The organism is Aliirhizobium cellulosilyticum, from assembly GCF_014198105.1.
In the GTDB taxonomy this organism is placed as follows: domain Bacteria; phylum Pseudomonadota; class Alphaproteobacteria; order Rhizobiales; family Rhizobiaceae; genus Neorhizobium; species Neorhizobium cellulosilyticum.
Genome location: NZ_JACIGW010000001.1, coordinates 1,101,535 through 1,116,932 on the forward strand (window position 1 = coordinate 1,101,535; position 15,398 = coordinate 1,116,932).

General features: G+C 59.0%; 12 protein-coding genes. 11 read left to right on the forward strand and 1 reads right to left on the reverse strand.

Annotation, left to right across the window (positions count from 1 at the left end):
- Positions 1-10: 10 nt before the first annotated feature.
- From GGE33_RS05165 to murB, 8 genes are read left to right on the forward strand one after another with little or no spacing between them, the layout of a single operon-like run.
- Positions 11-1,471, forward strand: coding sequence for a UDP-N-acetylmuramoyl-L-alanyl-D-glutamate--2,6-diaminopimelate ligase (locus tag GGE33_RS05165; protein WP_183821475.1), 1,461 nt, complete (start codon positions 11-13; stop codon positions 1,469-1,471).
- Positions 1,468-2,901 (forward strand): UDP-N-acetylmuramoylalanyl-D-glutamyl-2,6-diaminopimelate--D-alanyl-D-alanine ligase, encoded by a 1,434-nt coding sequence (locus tag GGE33_RS05170; protein WP_183821476.1) that lies wholly within the window; start codon positions 1,468-1,470, stop codon positions 2,899-2,901. Before GGE33_RS05165 ends, GGE33_RS05170 begins: the two co-directional genes overlap by 4 nt.
- A gap of 28 nt (positions 2,902-2,929) precedes the next feature.
- Positions 2,930-4,030: a phospho-N-acetylmuramoyl-pentapeptide-transferase gene (gene mraY, locus GGE33_RS05175; protein WP_148147610.1), complete on the forward strand. Its 1,101-nt coding sequence runs from the start codon at positions 2,930-2,932 to the stop codon at positions 4,028-4,030.
- A gap of 16 nt (positions 4,031-4,046) precedes the next feature.
- Positions 4,047-5,453, forward strand: a complete 1,407-nt coding sequence (murD, locus tag GGE33_RS05180) for a UDP-N-acetylmuramoyl-L-alanine--D-glutamate ligase (RefSeq protein WP_183821477.1) — start codon at positions 4,047-4,049, stop codon at positions 5,451-5,453.
- A gap of 4 nt (positions 5,454-5,457) precedes the next feature.
- A complete protein-coding gene (gene ftsW, locus GGE33_RS05185) occupies positions 5,458-6,612 on the forward strand; it encodes a putative lipid II flippase FtsW (RefSeq protein ID WP_148147612.1) in 1,155 nt (384 codons plus the stop codon).
- 4 nt (positions 6,613-6,616) lie between these two features.
- Positions 6,617-7,756, forward strand: a complete 1,140-nt coding sequence (gene murG / locus GGE33_RS05190; RefSeq protein WP_183821478.1) for an undecaprenyldiphospho-muramoylpentapeptide beta-N-acetylglucosaminyltransferase — start codon at positions 6,617-6,619, stop codon at positions 7,754-7,756.
- Positions 7,753-9,162 (forward strand): UDP-N-acetylmuramate--L-alanine ligase, encoded by a 1,410-nt coding sequence (gene murC, locus GGE33_RS05195; protein ID WP_148147614.1) that lies wholly within the window; start codon positions 7,753-7,755, stop codon positions 9,160-9,162. The genes murG and murC overlap by 4 nt, the downstream gene beginning before the upstream one ends.
- Before the next feature lie 2 nt (positions 9,163-9,164).
- Positions 9,165-10,139 (forward strand): UDP-N-acetylmuramate dehydrogenase, encoded by a 975-nt coding sequence (gene murB / locus GGE33_RS05200; protein WP_148147615.1) that lies wholly within the window; start codon positions 9,165-9,167, stop codon positions 10,137-10,139.
- A 364-nt stretch (positions 10,140-10,503) separates the two neighbouring features.
- On the opposite strand, the gene GGE33_RS05205 is transcribed toward murB, so the two are convergent.
- On the reverse strand, positions 10,504-11,808 hold the full coding sequence (locus GGE33_RS05205; RefSeq protein WP_183821479.1) for an MFS transporter: 1,305 nt from the start codon (positions 11,806-11,808) through the stop codon (positions 10,504-10,506).
- A gap of 385 nt (positions 11,809-12,193) precedes the next feature.
- Here GGE33_RS05205 and GGE33_RS05210 point away from each other — a divergent pair, with 385 nt between their 5' ends.
- From GGE33_RS05210 to ftsA, 3 genes are read left to right on the forward strand one after another with little or no spacing between them, the layout of a single operon-like run.
- Positions 12,194-13,120, forward strand: coding sequence for a D-alanine--D-alanine ligase (locus GGE33_RS05210; RefSeq protein WP_183821480.1), 927 nt, complete (start codon positions 12,194-12,196; stop codon positions 13,118-13,120).
- Between the two features lie 8 nt (positions 13,121-13,128).
- On the forward strand, positions 13,129-14,040 hold the full coding sequence (locus tag GGE33_RS05215; protein ID WP_148147680.1) for a cell division protein FtsQ/DivIB: 912 nt from the start codon (positions 13,129-13,131) through the stop codon (positions 14,038-14,040).
- Positions 14,037-15,368, forward strand: coding sequence for a cell division protein FtsA (gene ftsA, locus GGE33_RS05220; protein WP_148147618.1), 1,332 nt, complete (start codon positions 14,037-14,039; stop codon positions 15,366-15,368). Before GGE33_RS05215 ends, ftsA begins: the two co-directional genes overlap by 4 nt.
- The last annotated feature ends 30 nt before the right edge of the window (positions 15,369-15,398 follow it).

The following is a 15,398-nucleotide window of genomic DNA, read 5'->3' on the forward strand; positions in this document are numbered from 1 at the left end:
GAACAGACTGATGAAACTGCGCGATCTTGCCGGTCCGGATTTTCCGGAAGTTAACGACCTTCTCGCTGGTCCTCTCGGAGACCTCGAGATTACCGGGATTTCCTTGGACAGCCGCAAGATCATGCCGGGCATGCTGTTTGCCGCTCTGGCGGGCGTGAAGGCCGACGGACAGGGCTTTATCGGCAATGCTGCCGCGCGTGGCGCCGTGGTCGCGGTGTCGGCTCATCCGGCCGAGGCCGATATTCCGGTTATCGTCGTTTCCAATCCACGCCGTTTCGTTGCGCTGGCTGCGGCCAGGTTCTTTGGCAAGCAGCCCGAGACGATGGTGGCCGTGACCGGTACGGCGGGCAAGACATCGGTTGCGTCATTCGTTCGGCAGATCTGGGCGAAGGCCGGGTTGAGTGCGGCACAGATCGGTACGACCGGCGTCATTTCGCCGAGCCGCAATGATTACGGATCGCTGACGACGCCCGATCCGGTGGAGTTGCAGAAGCTTCTTGCCGAACTGGCGGATGAAGGTGTTACGCATGCAGCAATGGAAGCGTCGAGCCACGGGCTCGACCAGTCGCGTCTGGATGGCGTCAGGCTTTCCGCTGCTGCCTTCACCAATCTTGGTCGCGACCATATGGATTACCATCCGACGGTCGAGGACTATATGGCCGCCAAGATGCGGCTGTTCGACACGCTGATGCCGAAGGGTTCTCCGGCCGTCATTTTTGCCGACGATTCCTGGTCCGGGGAAGCAATCCGGGTTGGCAAGGCGTCCGGCCTCGATGTGCGGACGGTTGGGCGCAAGGGCGATTATCTCTGCATTAAGCGCGTCGAGCATTTCCGCCACAAGCAGATGGCCGAAGTGCATCACAACGGCCAGATTTTCGAGATCGACATTCCGCTTGCCGGTGATTTCCAGCTGGCCAATGCGCTGGTAGCGGCAGGTCTGGCTATTTCGACAGGTGTAGAGGCAAAGACCGCCTTCAAGGCGCTTGAGACGCTGACCGGCGCTGCTGGCCGTCTGGAACTCGTCGGTCATACGAAGGATGGCGCGCTTGCCTATGTCGATTATGCCCACAAGCCGGATGCGCTGGAAAAGGTGCTGACCGCGGTGCGGCCGTTCACCAGCGGCAAGGTGCTCGTCGTGTTCGGTTGCGGCGGTGATCGCGACAAGGGCAAGAGACCAATCATGGGTGAGATTGCCACGCGCCTTGCCGATGTCGTTGTCGTGACCGACGATAATCCGCGCTCCGAGGTTCCGGAAGTCATCCGCTCCGAGATCATGGCTGCAGCACTGGGCGCGATCGAGATCGGCGACCGGGCAAGTGCCATCCGTCATGCGGTGAACCTGCTCAAATCGGGCGATACGCTGATCGTAGCCGGCAAGGGGCACGAGGAGGGGCAGACGATTGGAACGACGGTGTTGCCGTTCTCTGATCATGTCGAAATACGCCGTGCATTGGAGGAGAGGGTATCGTGAGCTTTCTTTGGACATCGCAAGAGATGGCGACCATCATGGAAGGTCGCCCTATCGGGACGCTTCCGGAGGGCATCACTGGCATTTCGATCGACAGCCGTTCCATCGGTACGGGGGAAGCCTTTTTCGCGATCAAGGGCGACCGCGTGGACGGTCATGACTATGCGAGCATCGCCGTTGCCAATGGCGCCCCGCTGATCGTCGTCAGCGAAGGAAAGCTTCCCGCGCTCGGTAGGCTGACCGTGCCGATGATCGTGGTGGAGGATGTGCTGGCGGCGCTCGGCAAGCTGGCCGTGGCGTCCCGCGCACGCAGCCGTGCACGCATCATTGCAGTGACTGGATCGGTGGGCAAGACGACAACCAAGGAAATGCTGCGCCAGATGCTTGCTCCATCGGGCCAGGTGCATGCGGCCGTTGCATCCTTCAACAATCACTGGGGCGTGCCGCTGACGCTGGCGCGCATGCCGGCAGATACCGATTTTGGCGTCTTCGAGATCGGCATGAACCATGCCGGCGAGATCACGCCGCTGGTGCAGATGGTCAAGCCGCATGTGGCGATCATCACCACGATTGCGGCAGCCCATCTCGGCCATTTCAAGGATCTGGAAGAGATTGCTGCAGCCAAGGCCGAGATCTTCGACGGTGTTGTCGAGGGCGGCGTTGCAGTGCTCAACCGCGATATCAAGCAGTTCGAGTTTCTGGCGGAGCGTGCAAATCAGGCCGGCGTGGCGCGGATCTGCAGTTTCGGCCAGCATGCCAAGGCGGATTTCCGTCTGGCGGATTTCGAGGGGGACGGCGAGGGATCGACGATCTGGGCCGTTCTTGACGGCGAAACTCGTGAAGTCAGGATCGGAGCACCTGGACGACATATCGCCGAGAATGCAGTCGCAGCACTCGGCGCTTGCGATCTTGTCGGCGCCGATCTCGATCAGGCGATCGAAGTGCTTGCGAGCCTCAAGTCCGTCAAGGGCAGAGGTGAACGTCACCGCCTTGCGATCGGCGAGGGCTATCTGACGCTGATCGACGAAAGCTATAATGCAAACCCCGCCTCGATGCGGGCGGCAATCGCCTTGCTTGCCTCGACCACGCCGGACCTTTCCGGCCGGCGGATTGCGATCCTTGGCGACATGCTAGAGATGGGCGAGTTTTCCGCGCAGTTGCACGAGGAACTGACCGGGCCGCTGCTTGCCGCCGGGATCGAGCATGTCTGGCTTGCCGGCGCGGAGATGTCGGTATTGCGCGACGCGCTTCCGGAAAGTGTTCAGGTGGAATATCGGGAACAGACGTCGGAACTCGTCGACTATGTCGTGCGCTCAGTCAGGCCCGGCGATGTGGTCATGGTTAAGTCGTCGCTCGGCATCGGTTTCGGCAAGATCGTTGCCGGTCTGCTTGACAACTATCCGGCATTCTCCGACACGGACCATCAACTTTGAATTTTAGCGGCTTCGGGAAAGGGCCTTCATGCTGATCTGGCTTGTCGAACTGTCGGACAAACTGCAGTTTTTCAATTTGTTCCGATACATCACCTTCCGGACTGGCGCAGCCCTGTTTACCTCGGCCCTGATCGTCTTCCTGTTCGGCCCGCGGATGATCGCGTCATTGCGTGTGCGCCAGGGCAAGGGCCAGCCTATCCGTGCTGACGGTCCGCAGACACACTTCAAGAAGGCCGGCACGCCGACCATGGGTGGTCTGATGATTCTCGCCGGCATCGTCGGCGGCTCGCTGCTATGGGCCGACCTTTCCAACGTCTATGTCGTGGCGACGCTGCTGGTAACACTCGGTTTCGGCGCCATCGGCTTTTATGACGATTACCTGAAGGTCACCAAGCAGTCGGACAAGGGCTTTTCCGGCAAGGCCCGTCTCGGCATCGAGTTCCTGATCGCAGGCATCGCCGTCTTCTTCATGATGCGCATGGCAATGCACGCCCAGACATCCAATCCGGGCCTTGCGACATCTGTCGCTTTCCCCTTCGTCAAGGAATATGTCCTCAATATCGGCTTCTTTTTCATCCTGTTCGGCGGCTTCGTCATCGTGGCTGCCGGCAATGCGGTGAACCTGACCGATGGTCTCGATGGTCTCGCAATCGTGCCGGTGATGATCGCGGCTGCATCCTTCGGCGTCATCGCCTATCTCGCCGGTAATGCAGTCTTCGCCAACTACCTGCAGATCAATTTCGTGCCTGGTACCGGCGAACTTGCCGTCATTCTCGGTGCGGTCATCGGGGCGGGATTGGGCTTCCTATGGTTCAACGCACCGCCAGCCGCCATCTTCATGGGTGACACCGGATCGCTGGCGCTTGGCGGCCTGATCGGCTCGGTGGCGGTCGCCACCAAACACGAGATCGTCATGGCGATCATCGGCGGCCTCTTTGTCATGGAAACCTTGTCGGTGATCATTCAGGTCGGCTTCTTCAAGTTGACCGGCAAGCGGGTGTTCCTGATGGCGCCCATTCACCACCATTTCGAAAAGCTGGGCTGGACGGAAAGTCAGGTCGTGATCCGCTTCTGGATCATCGCCGTTGGCCTTGCAATGCTCGGACTTTCGACACTCAAGCTTCGGTAATTTCGGTTATAATGCGATGATCCCGGTTACGACTTTCAAGGGTAGAAATGTAGCACTGTTCGGGCTCGGCGGATCGGGTCTCGCGACAGCGCAGGCGCTTGTCGCTGGCGGTGCGAATGTTACCGCCTGGGACGACAACCCTGAAAGCGTAACAAGGGCGTCGCAGGCCGGCATCAATGTTGCGGATCTGAGGGGGATAGATTGGACGAAGCAGGATGCTTTCGTGCTTTCACCGGGCGTGCCGCTGACCCATCCTAAGCCGCATTGGACTGTCGATCTTGCAAAGGCTGCCGGTGTCGAGATCATCGGAGACGTGGAGCTTTTCGTGCGCGAGCGCCGCGCCCATGCGCCGGATAGTCCGTTCATCGCGATTACCGGCACCAACGGCAAATCGACGACTACGGCTCTTATCGCGCATATCCTGAAGGAGAGCGGTCGCGATACCCAACTTGGCGGCAATATCGGCACCGCGGTCCTGACGCTGGACGAGCCAAAGGTGGGGCGGTTCTATGTCGTGGAGTGCTCTTCCTACCAGATCGATCTTGCGCCGACCCTCAATCCGACCGCAGGCATCCTACTCAACCTGACGCCCGATCATCTCGATCGGCATGGCACGATGCAGCATTATGCCGATGTGAAGGAACGCCTCGTTGCCGGCAGCGAGACAGCGATCATCGGCGTCGACGACAGCTTCTGCACTCTGATCGCCGACCGTGTCGAGCGGGCGGGTGTTTCCGTGAAGCGGATATCGAAGCGTAGCCCTGTCGCTGACGGGATCTACGCGGAGGGCACAAAGCTCGTGCTTGCGCATGGTGGGGCGAGCGAACTGTTCGTCGATCTCGATGGCATTCCGACGCTGAAAGGCGCGCATAACGCACAGAATGCGGCTGCTGCAGTGGCAGCCTGCCTGGCTGTGGGTCTTACGCCGACCGAGATTGTTCAGGGGCTGAAGTCCTTTCCCGGCCTCAAGCACCGGATGCAGCCGGTTGGCCGCCGCGGCCATGTCGTGTTCGTCAACGATTCCAAGGCAACTAATGCGGAGGCTGCGGCACCTGCGCTGTCGAGCTATGACCGCATCTACTGGATCGCCGGTGGATTGCCGAAAGAAGGGGGCATCACAAGCCTCGCACCACTTTTCTCTCATATAGTAAAAGCTTATTTGATCGGAGAGGCTGCGCCGGCATTTGCGGCCACATTGGGCGAAAGCGTGCGCTACGAAATCTCCGGCACGCTGGATCAGGCCGTCGGCCATGCATCCGCTGATGCCGATGGCGATGCAATCGATTCGGCGGTGATGCTCTCGCCGGCATGTGCAAGCTTCGATCAATTCAAGAATTTCGAGGTCCGCGGAGATGCTTTCGTGCAACTCGTGGCCGACCTGCAGGACGTGACAATGCTGGTCGATACCGGAAACAGGAGCTGAGACTATGGTAAGCCGCGCAGACCGAGGGCCGCTCGCAGACTGGTTCTGGACGATCGACCGCTATTTTCTTGCAGCCTTCATCCTGTTGATGGGACTGGGATTCATGCTGTCCTTCGCCGCTTCGCCCGCGGTTGCGGAGCGTATTGGCCTCGACAGTTTCCATTTCGTCGAGCGGCACGCGATGTTCATCATCCCGTCCCTGATCGTGATGTTCGGCCTGTCCTTTCTCAGCCCGCGACAGGTGCGACGAACGGCCATCATTCTTCTAGCCGTCTCGCTGGTGCTAATGGTTCTGGCGCTGTTTTTCGGCGTCGAGGTCAAGGGGGCGCGTCGCTGGATCGGCGTCGGTATCTTCTCGATCCAGCCTTCCGAATTCATGAAGCCAGCCTTCGTGATCGTTTGCGCCTGGTTGTTTTCCGAACATGCGCGGCAGCCGGAAATACCCGGCAATCTCTTCGCGATCATCCTGTTCGGCATCGTGGCAGCACTTCTGGTCGCCCAGCCCGACCTTGGCCAGACGATCCTCACCAGCGTCGTCTGGGGCGGTATGTTCTTTATGGCAGGCATGCCGTGGATCTGGATTTTCCTGCTTGGCGGCGTTGGCGCAGGTGGTCTCGTGGCGGCCTATTACATGCTGCCGCACGTGACGGCGCGTTTCGACAAATTCTTGACCGGCGAAGGCGACCGCTTTCAGATCGAGACGGCGCATGAGGCGATCGTGCGTGGCGGCTGGTTCGGCCAGGGGCCGGGCGAGGGGATCGTAAAGCGTATCCTGCCGGACAGCCATACCGACTTCGTCTTCTCAGTCGCCGCGGAAGAATTCGGCATCGTGTTCTGCATGGCGCTGGTGCTGATCTTCGGCTTCATCGTGCTGCGCGGACTTAACCATGCCTTCAAGGAACGCAACGACTTCAACCGTTTTGCCGTCGCAGGTCTCGTTCTTTTGATCGGTATCCAGTCGATGATCAATATCGGTGTGAACCTCGAACTGATGCCGGCCAAGGGCATGACGCTCCCGCTGATTTCCTATGGCGGTTCGTCGCAGGTCGCGATCTGCATCACTGCCGGTTTCATCCTGGCGTTGACTCGTCACCGGCCCGAAAAGCGGGCACAGGAGCGGAGCCTGTTTCGGGCTGCGCATGGCGTTCCCGCGGAGTGAGTAAATGAATAAGGGCACGATCGTTCTTGCCGCCGGGGGAACCGGCGGTCATCTGTTTCCTGCAGAAGCTCTCGGACATGAGCTTCGCAATCGTGGTTATGCAGTTCATCTCGTGACGGACAGCCGCGCCGAACGCTTTGCGGGAAAATTCCCCGCCGACGAAATCCATATCGTGCCCTCCGCCACCTTCGCGTCCAAGAACCCGGTTGCCATGGCCAGGACCGCGTGGACGCTCTGGAGGGGACTTCGTACGGCGCGAAAGCTGATGGCGCGTCTTCGTCCGCTGGCTGTCGTCGGTTTCGGTGGCTATCCGACCGTGCCGCCTCTTCTGGCATCCACGGGCCTTGGAATTCCGACGTTGATCCATGAGCAGAACGCGGTCATGGGGCGCGCTAACAAGGCGCTGGCAAAGCGCGTTCAGGCAATCGCAGGCGGGTTTCTTCCGGAAGGCAGAGGCGAGCATGCGGCCAAGATCGTCGTAACGGGCAATCCCGTGCGCCCGCCGGTTCTGGATGCCGCCAAGATCCCCTATCTCGCATCGCGCGGCGAGGTATCGTTCCGTCTTGTCGTTTTCGGCGGCAGCCAAGGTGCCCAGTTCTTCTCCTCGGCCGTGCCGACGGCGATCAGCCTTCTGGAGCCAGCGCTGAGGGAGCGTCTCGTCGTGACCCAGCAGGCGCGCAAGGAGGACAAGGATCGCGTCACTTCCTGCTTTGCCAAGCTCAATGCCCCTGCAGATATTGCCCCGTTCTTTACCGATATGGCCGATCGGCTGGCCGAGGCGCATCTGGTCATCTGCCGATCCGGTGCCTCTACGGTCAGTGAGCTTTCGGTTATCGGTCGCCCGTCGATCCTCGTGCCGTATCCCTACGCGCTCGATCACGATCAGGCCGCGAACGCCGCGGCTCTGGTTGCCGAGGGCGGTGCGCAGGTCGTGGCGCAGTCTGATCTTTCGCCGGAAAAGCTGTCGGCACTGTTGGCTTCCGCAATGAACGAGCCTGATCGTCTTGAGACGATGGCGGCGGATGCGAAGAAGGCGGGTAAGCCAAACGCGACCGAAGATCTGGCTGATCTCGTCATTGCTATTGCAGAAAAGTGCCCGATCGCCGAATACAAGAATAAGAAAAAGAGTGGAGTTCAGGCATGAAGATGCCCAAGGCCATCGGCCTCGTACATTTCATCGGCATCGGCGGCATCGGCATGAGCGGTATCGCCGAAGTGCTGCACAATCTCGGACACAAGGTGCAAGGTTCCGACCAGTCGGACAGTGCCAACGTCCAGCGCCTTCGCGACAAGGGGATCGAGGTTTTCGTCGGCCACGAAGCCAACAATCTCGGTGATGCCGAAGTCGTGGTCGTTTCGACTGCGATCAAGAAGACCAATCCGGAGCTGATCGCTGCGCGCGAAAAATCGCTGCCGATCGTGCGTCGTGCCGAGATGCTGGCTGAGCTGATGCGCTTTCGTAACGCGATCGCCATCGGCGGCACGCATGGCAAGACCACGACCACGTCGATGGTTGCCACGCTGCTTGAAGCCGGCGGGCTCGATCCGACAGTGATCAATGGCGGGATCATCAACGCCTACGGCACCAATGCCCGCATGGGCGAGGGCGAGTGGATGGTGGTCGAGGCCGACGAATCGGACGGCACCTTCCTGAAGCTGCCGGCGGAAGTCGCGGTCGTCACCAATATCGACCCGGAACACCTGGACCATTACGGTAATTTTGATGCCGTTCGTGCAGCCTTCCGCCAGTTCGTCGAGAACGTGCCGTTCTACGGTTTCGGCGTTCTTTGCATCGATCATCCCGAGGTTCAGGCGCTGGTCAGCAAGATCGAGGACCGCAAGGTCGTCACCTATGGCGAAAACCCGCAGGCCGATGCACGCTTTTCTAATATCCGCATGGATGGAACGAAGGCGACTTTCGATGTCGAAATACGCCGTCGCCGTACCGGCCGGGTATTCAATTTCAAGGACCTGACCCTGCCCATGCCGGGCCGGCACAATATTTCCAATGCCACGGCGGCGATTGCAGTCGCCAACCGGCTGGGTATTTCGGAAGAGGATATCCGCAAGGGGCTTGCTGCGTTCGGTGGCGTGAAACGCCGCTTCACGCTTACGGGAACCTGGAATGATGTGCAGGTATTCGACGACTACGGGCACCATCCGGTCGAGATCAAGGCGGTGCTGAGAGCTGCACGCGAGGCCTGCAAGGGGCGGATCATCGCGGTACACCAGCCGCATCGCTATTCACGCCTTTCGAGCCTTTTCGAGGATTTCGCGACCTGCTTCAACGACGCGGACAGCATTATCCTTGCACCGGTCTATGCTGCGGGCGAAGATCCGATTGAAGGTGTCAATTCGGAGACGCTGGTCTCGCACATCCGTGCGGGCGGCCACCGCGACGCGCGCTATATGGCGTCGCCGGCTGAACTGGCACATATTGTTTCAGGCATTGCGAAACCAGGTGATTTCGTGGTTCTTCTGGGAGCGGGTAATATTACACAGTGGGCGGCGTCATTGCCGAGGGAACTGGAAAGCATATCAGGACAGTAAGTATGAAGCAGGTAGATGGGGAAAAGCTGCTGGCCTCGCTCGGGGAGGGCGTGAACCAGTTGCGCGGGCGTCTTACACCGGACGCATCGATGGAAAGGGTAACCTGGTTCCAGGCGGGCGGTCTGGCGGAACTGATGTTCCAGCCGCATGACGTGGACGATCTGATAACCTTCCTGAAACTGTTGCCGGCCGAAGTGCCGCTGACGGTTGTCGGCGTTGGGTCCAATCTGCTTGTTCGCGATGGGGGCATCCCGGGCGTTGTCATCCGCCTCTCCGCCAAGGGATTTGGCCAGGTCGAACTTGTCGGCGAAAACCGCATTCGCGCCGGTGCGATCTGCCCGGACAAGCATATTGCCGCGATGGCCATGGATAACGGTATCGGCGGCTTTGCCTTTTATTACGGTATTCCTGGCTCGATCGGCGGCGCCTTGCGGATGAATGCCGGCGCTAACGGGGGGGAGACTTCCCAGCGCGTGATCGAGGTCCATGCTGTTGATCGGCAGGGCAACAAGCACGTGCTCTCCAAGGAAGACATGGGCTATACCTATCGACATACGGCAGCCTCCAAGGATCTGATCTTCACGCATGCCGTATTCGAAGGGTATCCGGAAGATCGGGCCAAGATCCGAGCCGAGATGGATGCCGTCCGCCAGCATCGCGAAACAGTGCAGCCGATCAAGGAAAAGACCGGCGGTTCCACGTTCAAGAACCCGCCAGATCACTCCGCATGGAAGCTGATCGATGATGCCGGCTGCCGTGGCCTGATGAACGGCGGCGCGCAGATGTCGTCGCTTCATTGCAACTTCATGATCAATATCGGCCATGCGACCGGTTACGATCTCGAATATCTCGGGGAGATGGTGCGTCAGCGCGTGTTCGAACATGCCGGCATCAAGTTGGAATGGGAAATCAAGCGGCTGGGCATTTTCATGCCCGGGCGTGAGGTCAAGCCTTTCCAGGGCGCGACCACGGAGTAACCGGCCGCTCGGTCCGTTCAGGAGGCGTAAACAATGCCTTTCCACCTGAACGGACCAAGCCTCTGGCTAATTCTCCGGATTGGCCTTCGATGGCTTGGCGACTTCTGGTTGCTGACCTCGGCGCCTCGCTGTTTTGGAGCGTTGATCAGATAAGCGCCCCCTTATTTTTCTCTCTATTTTGCCGTTCCTGATTGCTGATGCAGATTGGATTACCGTTATTCTGAACGCACGGGGTAATCGCATCCAAGATGTGCATCCATTCCGGAAACAATCTAATATCCGGCAATATCCAGACAAGAAAAAGCCCGCGAGGCCAATGGCTTCGCGGGCTTTTCTTATGATCTGATTCCGATCCGGTTAAGGATCAGACTTCTTCCTTGCCTGACAGGAAGATGCAGGCAAGCGTGATTAGAGCGGCAACAAGCAGGTAGTAGCCGACATAGGCCATGCCGTAGTTAGCCTGCAGGTAGGTGGCGATATAGGGGGCCAGGGAGGCGCCAAATATGCCAGCCATGTTGAAGGTGATCGACGAGCCGGTATAGCGCACCGTGGTCGGAAATGGTGCGGCCAGCGCCGTACCGATCAGGCCGTAAGTCATGCCCATGAGGACCATGGCCAGAATCACGAACAGGAAGATCATGCCTTCGCCGTTGGTCATCAAGGCCGGCAGGAGGAACGAGAAGGCTGCAATCAGCGCGCTGGTGAGGATCAGCATCTCGCGTCGGCCGTAACGCTCTGCGAGCTTGCCGATCACGACGATGAAGATACCGAAGACAACGGAGCCGAGAAGCTGCACTTCCAGCGCATCCAGGAACGGCATCTTCAGGACCTTGACGTTGTAGGACAGAAGATAGGCCGTGCCGATGTAGAACAGCACGAAAGTGGCAAGTGCTACGAATGTGCCGAGCACGAGGCTGCGCTTGTGCTTGCGGAAGAGTTCCGCGACCGGCACTTCGACGCGTTCATGGCTGTCGATTGCCTTCTGGAAGGCAGGGGTCTCGGTAATCGAAAGGCGAACCCAAAGGCCGACAGCGACCAGTATTATCGATGCGATGAAGGGAACGCGCCAGCCCCAGCTGAGCAGCGCTTCCTGCGACATGAAATGCAGGAGGATCCAGAATACGCCGGATGACAGGAACAGGCCCAGCGGGGCGCCGAGCTGCGGGAACATGCCGTACCAGCTGCGCTTGCCCGGAGGAGCGTTTTCGGTGGCCAGTAGAACCGCGCCACCCCATTCGCCGCCGAGACCGAAGCCCTGGCCGAAACGGCAAAGCGCCAGAAGCAGCGGTGCGACGACACCAATCTGTTCATAGGTCGGCAGAAGGCCGATCACGACCGTGGAAACACCCATGGTCAACAATGCGGCTACCAGCGTCGTCTTGCGGCCGATACGATCACCGTAATGGCCGAACACGATCGCGCCGAGCGGGCGTGCAAAGAATGCGATGGAGAAGGTTGCGAAAGATGCGAGAAGCGCGCTCGTGGGGTCGCTGCCGGGGAAGAACAGCGTCGGGAACACCAGGACGGCGGCGGTCGCATAAACATAAAAATCGAAAAACTCGATCGTCGTGCCGACCACGCTGGCCGTCAGGACTTGTGCAGGAGAGTTCGTTGCAACAGGCGCTAACGGCTCAGCAGACGGCGAAGCGGAGGGCGTCGCGTTAGTCATACTGATTCCAGTTCAGAAAAGGTTTTTTATATGGCTCTTGGGAGGGCCGCATGCGCAGTATCGTAATTTTATGGCGACCGAAACCCTTTCTGTCGCAATAAATGCAAAAAAAAACAGGTCTTGCGAAGAATCATGCGACGAGCTGAGACGTCCCGTAGGAAAGGGAGTGCGCCGTGATCTGTGATTTCCTCAAGTGTCGCGTTAACTATTTCCTTCGTAATTTTATCCTTTGTTTTCAGTGTATTGGGTTGCCTCGTTAAGCAAAGTAAACGATTTGTTAACCATTTTGCTGCACCAATGAGGGACGAGTTCGGTGAGAGTCGCTGGCCGCAAGAGGCGGGAGAGGTTCGAAATCCGGGAATTGTTCTTTTTCAAGAGGTGATGGATGAGTGGCAAGCACGTGGCTGTTCTGATGGGAGGGTTTTCCTCCGAGCGGCCTGTCAGCCTGTCGTCCGGCAACGCTTGTGCGGATGCGCTTGAGGGCGAAGGTTATCGGGTGACGCGTGTCGACGTCGGGCGTGATGTCGGTTCGGTGCTGGCTGGTCTTCGGCCCGATGTTGCATTTAACGCTCTTCATGGTCCCTTCGGTGAAGACGGGACTATCCAGGGTGTGCTCGAATACCTGGAAATTCCTTACACGCATTCGGGTGTGCTGGCCTCTGCGTTGGCCATGGATAAGGCCCAGGCAAAGCATGTTGCCAAGGCTGCAGGCGTGCCTGTTGCCGATGCGCTTGTTATGGATCGCAAGGATTTCACCAATGTTCATCCCATGCCTGCGCCCTATGTGGTCAAGCCGGTTCGTGAGGGGTCTTCTTTCGGTGTTGTGATCGTTCGTGAGGATCAGTCCCATCCGCCGCAGATCGTGACGTCGCCTGAATGGCGCTACGGCGACGAGGTGATGGTTGAGCGTTATGTCTATGGTCGTGAACTGACCTGTGGGGTCATAAATGGTCAGGCTCTCGGTGTCACGGAAGTCGTCCCGACTGGTCCGGGATTCTACGATTACGACGCCAAGTATGTTGCCGGTGGTTCAAAACACGTCATTCCGGCGCAGATTTCACCGAATATTTACCAAAAAATACAAGCATGGGCGGTCAAGGCGCACGAGGCTATCGGTTGCCGTGGCGTGAGTCGCTCCGACTTTCGCTTCGATGATCGGTTCTCCGGTGAAGGTGAAGTCATCTGGCTTGAGGTCAATACCCAGCCTGGAATGACCCCGACATCTCTCGTGCCTGAAATGGCTGCTCATGCGGGTTATTCCTTCGGTGAGCTTGTTCGCTGGATGGTGGAGGACGCTTCTTGTCTACGGTGATCGGCAAAATGGCTGGTGGATCGCATCGTCGCGCTGCTTCCGGCGTGGTGGGCGCTGACGATCGTCGCGTTTTGCCGCGGCCACTGCGTCGCGTCGTGCGCTTTGCGGTCAGTCTTGCCACCGGCAGGATCGATATTCCGGCGCATGCCGGCACGCTATCCACCTTCGCGTTTTTCGCGGCCGTAGGTCTCTATGGCATGTCTCTCGGTGGTCACGGTCATGTTGTGGCCCAGTCCACAACTGCTGCGGTCGGATTCGCGATCGAAGACGTTCGGGTCTCGGGTAACGATCAGACTTCGGAAATCGACATTCTTCAGCTTCTCGGTCTCGATGGCACGACGTCACTGGTTGCGCTGGATATCGATGCCGCAAGGCGCAAGCTGTCCGAGCTGCCTTGGGTCGAATATGCGGAAGTGCGCAAGGTTTATCCGCGCACGATCGAGGTCATGCTCAAGGAGCGCAAGGCTTTCGCCATCTGGCAGCACGGATCCGAACTGTCGCTGATCGAAAAGAACGGATCGGTTATCGCGCCACTCAAGGACAACAAGTTTGCCTCCTTGCCCCTGTTCGTCGGTCGTGATGCAGAGATTGCTGCCGCATCCTTCGCGCAGGAAATGGACAAGTGGCCTGAGATTGCAAGCCGCGTGCGGGCCTATGTCCGGGTTTCCAGCCGCCGTTGGGATCTGCATCTCGATAACGGCATCGTTCTCAAACTTCCGGAAGAGCGTATCCCGTCTGCTCTGGCTCTCTTGTCCAAACTGGAAAAAGAGCAGGGTGTGCTGGAGCGCGATGTCGCTGCGGTAGACCTTCGTCTTGAAGATCGCACAACCATTCAATTGACTTCCGCTGCGGTGGAGCGTCGTGAGCAAGCGCTCGACGCTCGTACCAAGGCCCTGAAAAAAGCTGGAGCGAAATCGTGAATATGTTCGGTTCCTCCCAATTCGGTATGCCGCGTATGAAGCCCCTGTCATCGAAGCGCAGCCACGTCGTGTCGGTTCTGGATATCGGATCGACCAAGGTCGTGTGCATGATTGCCCGCCTCACTCCGCGCCAGGAAAGCCAAATCCTTCCGGGCCGCACGCATCACATCGAGATCATCGGCATCGGCCATCAGCGTTCACGTGGTGTGAAGTCAGGTGTGATCGCCGACCTCGATGCAGCCGAAAGCGTTATCCGGCTTGCCGTCGACGCTGCCGAGCGCATGGCTGGCCTCACCGTCGACAGCCTGATCGTAAACGTTTCCGCCGGCCGTCTGGCAAGCGATGTCTATACTGCGACCATCGATCTTGGTGGCCAGGAAGTCGAGAATTCCGATCTTCGCAAGGTTCTGGTGGCGGCAAGCAACCAGTCGCAGCGGCATGATCGCGCCATCCTTCACTCGCTGCCCACCGGCTTCTCGCTGGATGGCGAGCGCGGCATCCGTGATCCGCTGTCGATGTATGGCGATGAACTGGGTGTCGACATGCATTTCGTCACCGCTGAACGCATCACGCTGAAAAACCTCGAGCTTTGCGTCAATCGTGCGCATCTATCGGTCGAGGGCATGGTGGCTACACCTTATGCCAGCGGTCTTGCTGCCCTGGTCGACGACGAAGTAGAACTCGGCTGCGCAGCCATCGACATGGGCGGCGGCACGACGACGATCTCCGTTTTCTGCGAAGGCAAGCTCGTTCATACGGATGCAATCGGTCTTGGTGGCCATCATGTCACAACTGATCTGGCGCGAGGCCTATCGACTCGGATAGAAGATGCCGAGCGCATGAAAGTCGTACATGGTTCGGCACTCGCCAATGGTGGCGATGAACGTGACGTGATCTCCGTACCGCCGATCGGCGAGGATGATCGCGATCAGCCGACCCAGGTGCCGCGCTCGCTGGTTACCCGTATCGTTGGCGCCCGCATCGAAGAGACGCTGGAGCTTATTCGTGACCGCATCCAGAAGTCGGGTTTCAGCCCGATTGTCGGAAAGCGTGTTGTCTTGACGGGTGGCGCCAGCCAGCTGACCGGCCTGCCGGAAACGGCACGGCGGATTCTCGCCCGCAATGTTCGCATCGGTCGTCCGATGGGTGTCTCCGGTCTTCCGGCGGCAGCCAAGGGACCGGCGTTCTCCACCGCAGTGGGACTGATCATCTATCCGCAGGTGGCGGATATGGAAACGCATGCATCGCAGGGCGGCCTCATCGGTTCGTTCGGCAACGGAACCGGTCGTCTGGCCCGCATGGGACAGTGGCTGAAAGAGAGTTTTTGACAGGGAAGACAGCCCCTGACCTGTCAAAGT

Excerpts from the sequence above, each read along its gene's own strand:
- murG (WP_183821478.1), top strand. The coding sequence starts at position 6,617 with ATGAATAAGGGCACGATCGTTCTTGCCGCCGGGGGAACCGGCGGTCAT.
- GGE33_RS05210 (WP_183821480.1), top strand. The coding sequence starts at position 12,194 with ATGAGTGGCAAGCACGTGGCTGTTCTGATGGGAGGGTTTTCCTCCGAG.
- murB (WP_148147615.1), top strand. The coding sequence starts at position 9,165 with ATGAAGCAGGTAGATGGGGAAAAGCTGCTGGCCTCGCTCGGGGAGGGC.
- murD (WP_183821477.1), top strand. The coding sequence starts at position 4,047 with ATGATCCCGGTTACGACTTTCAAGGGTAGAAATGTAGCACTGTTCGGG.
- GGE33_RS05215 (WP_148147680.1), top strand. The coding sequence starts at position 13,129 with ATGGCTGGTGGATCGCATCGTCGCGCTGCTTCCGGCGTGGTGGGCGCT.
- ftsW (WP_148147612.1), top strand. The coding sequence starts at position 5,458 with ATGGTAAGCCGCGCAGACCGAGGGCCGCTCGCAGACTGGTTCTGGACG.
- GGE33_RS05205 (WP_183821479.1), bottom strand. The coding sequence starts at position 11,808 with ATGACTAACGCGACGCCCTCCGCTTCGCCGTCTGCTGAGCCGTTAGCG.
- GGE33_RS05165 (WP_183821475.1), top strand. The coding sequence starts at position 11 with ATGAAACTGCGCGATCTTGCCGGTCCGGATTTTCCGGAAGTTAACGAC.
- murC (WP_148147614.1), top strand. The coding sequence starts at position 7,753 with ATGAAGATGCCCAAGGCCATCGGCCTCGTACATTTCATCGGCATCGGC.
- mraY (WP_148147610.1), top strand. The coding sequence starts at position 2,930 with ATGCTGATCTGGCTTGTCGAACTGTCGGACAAACTGCAGTTTTTCAAT.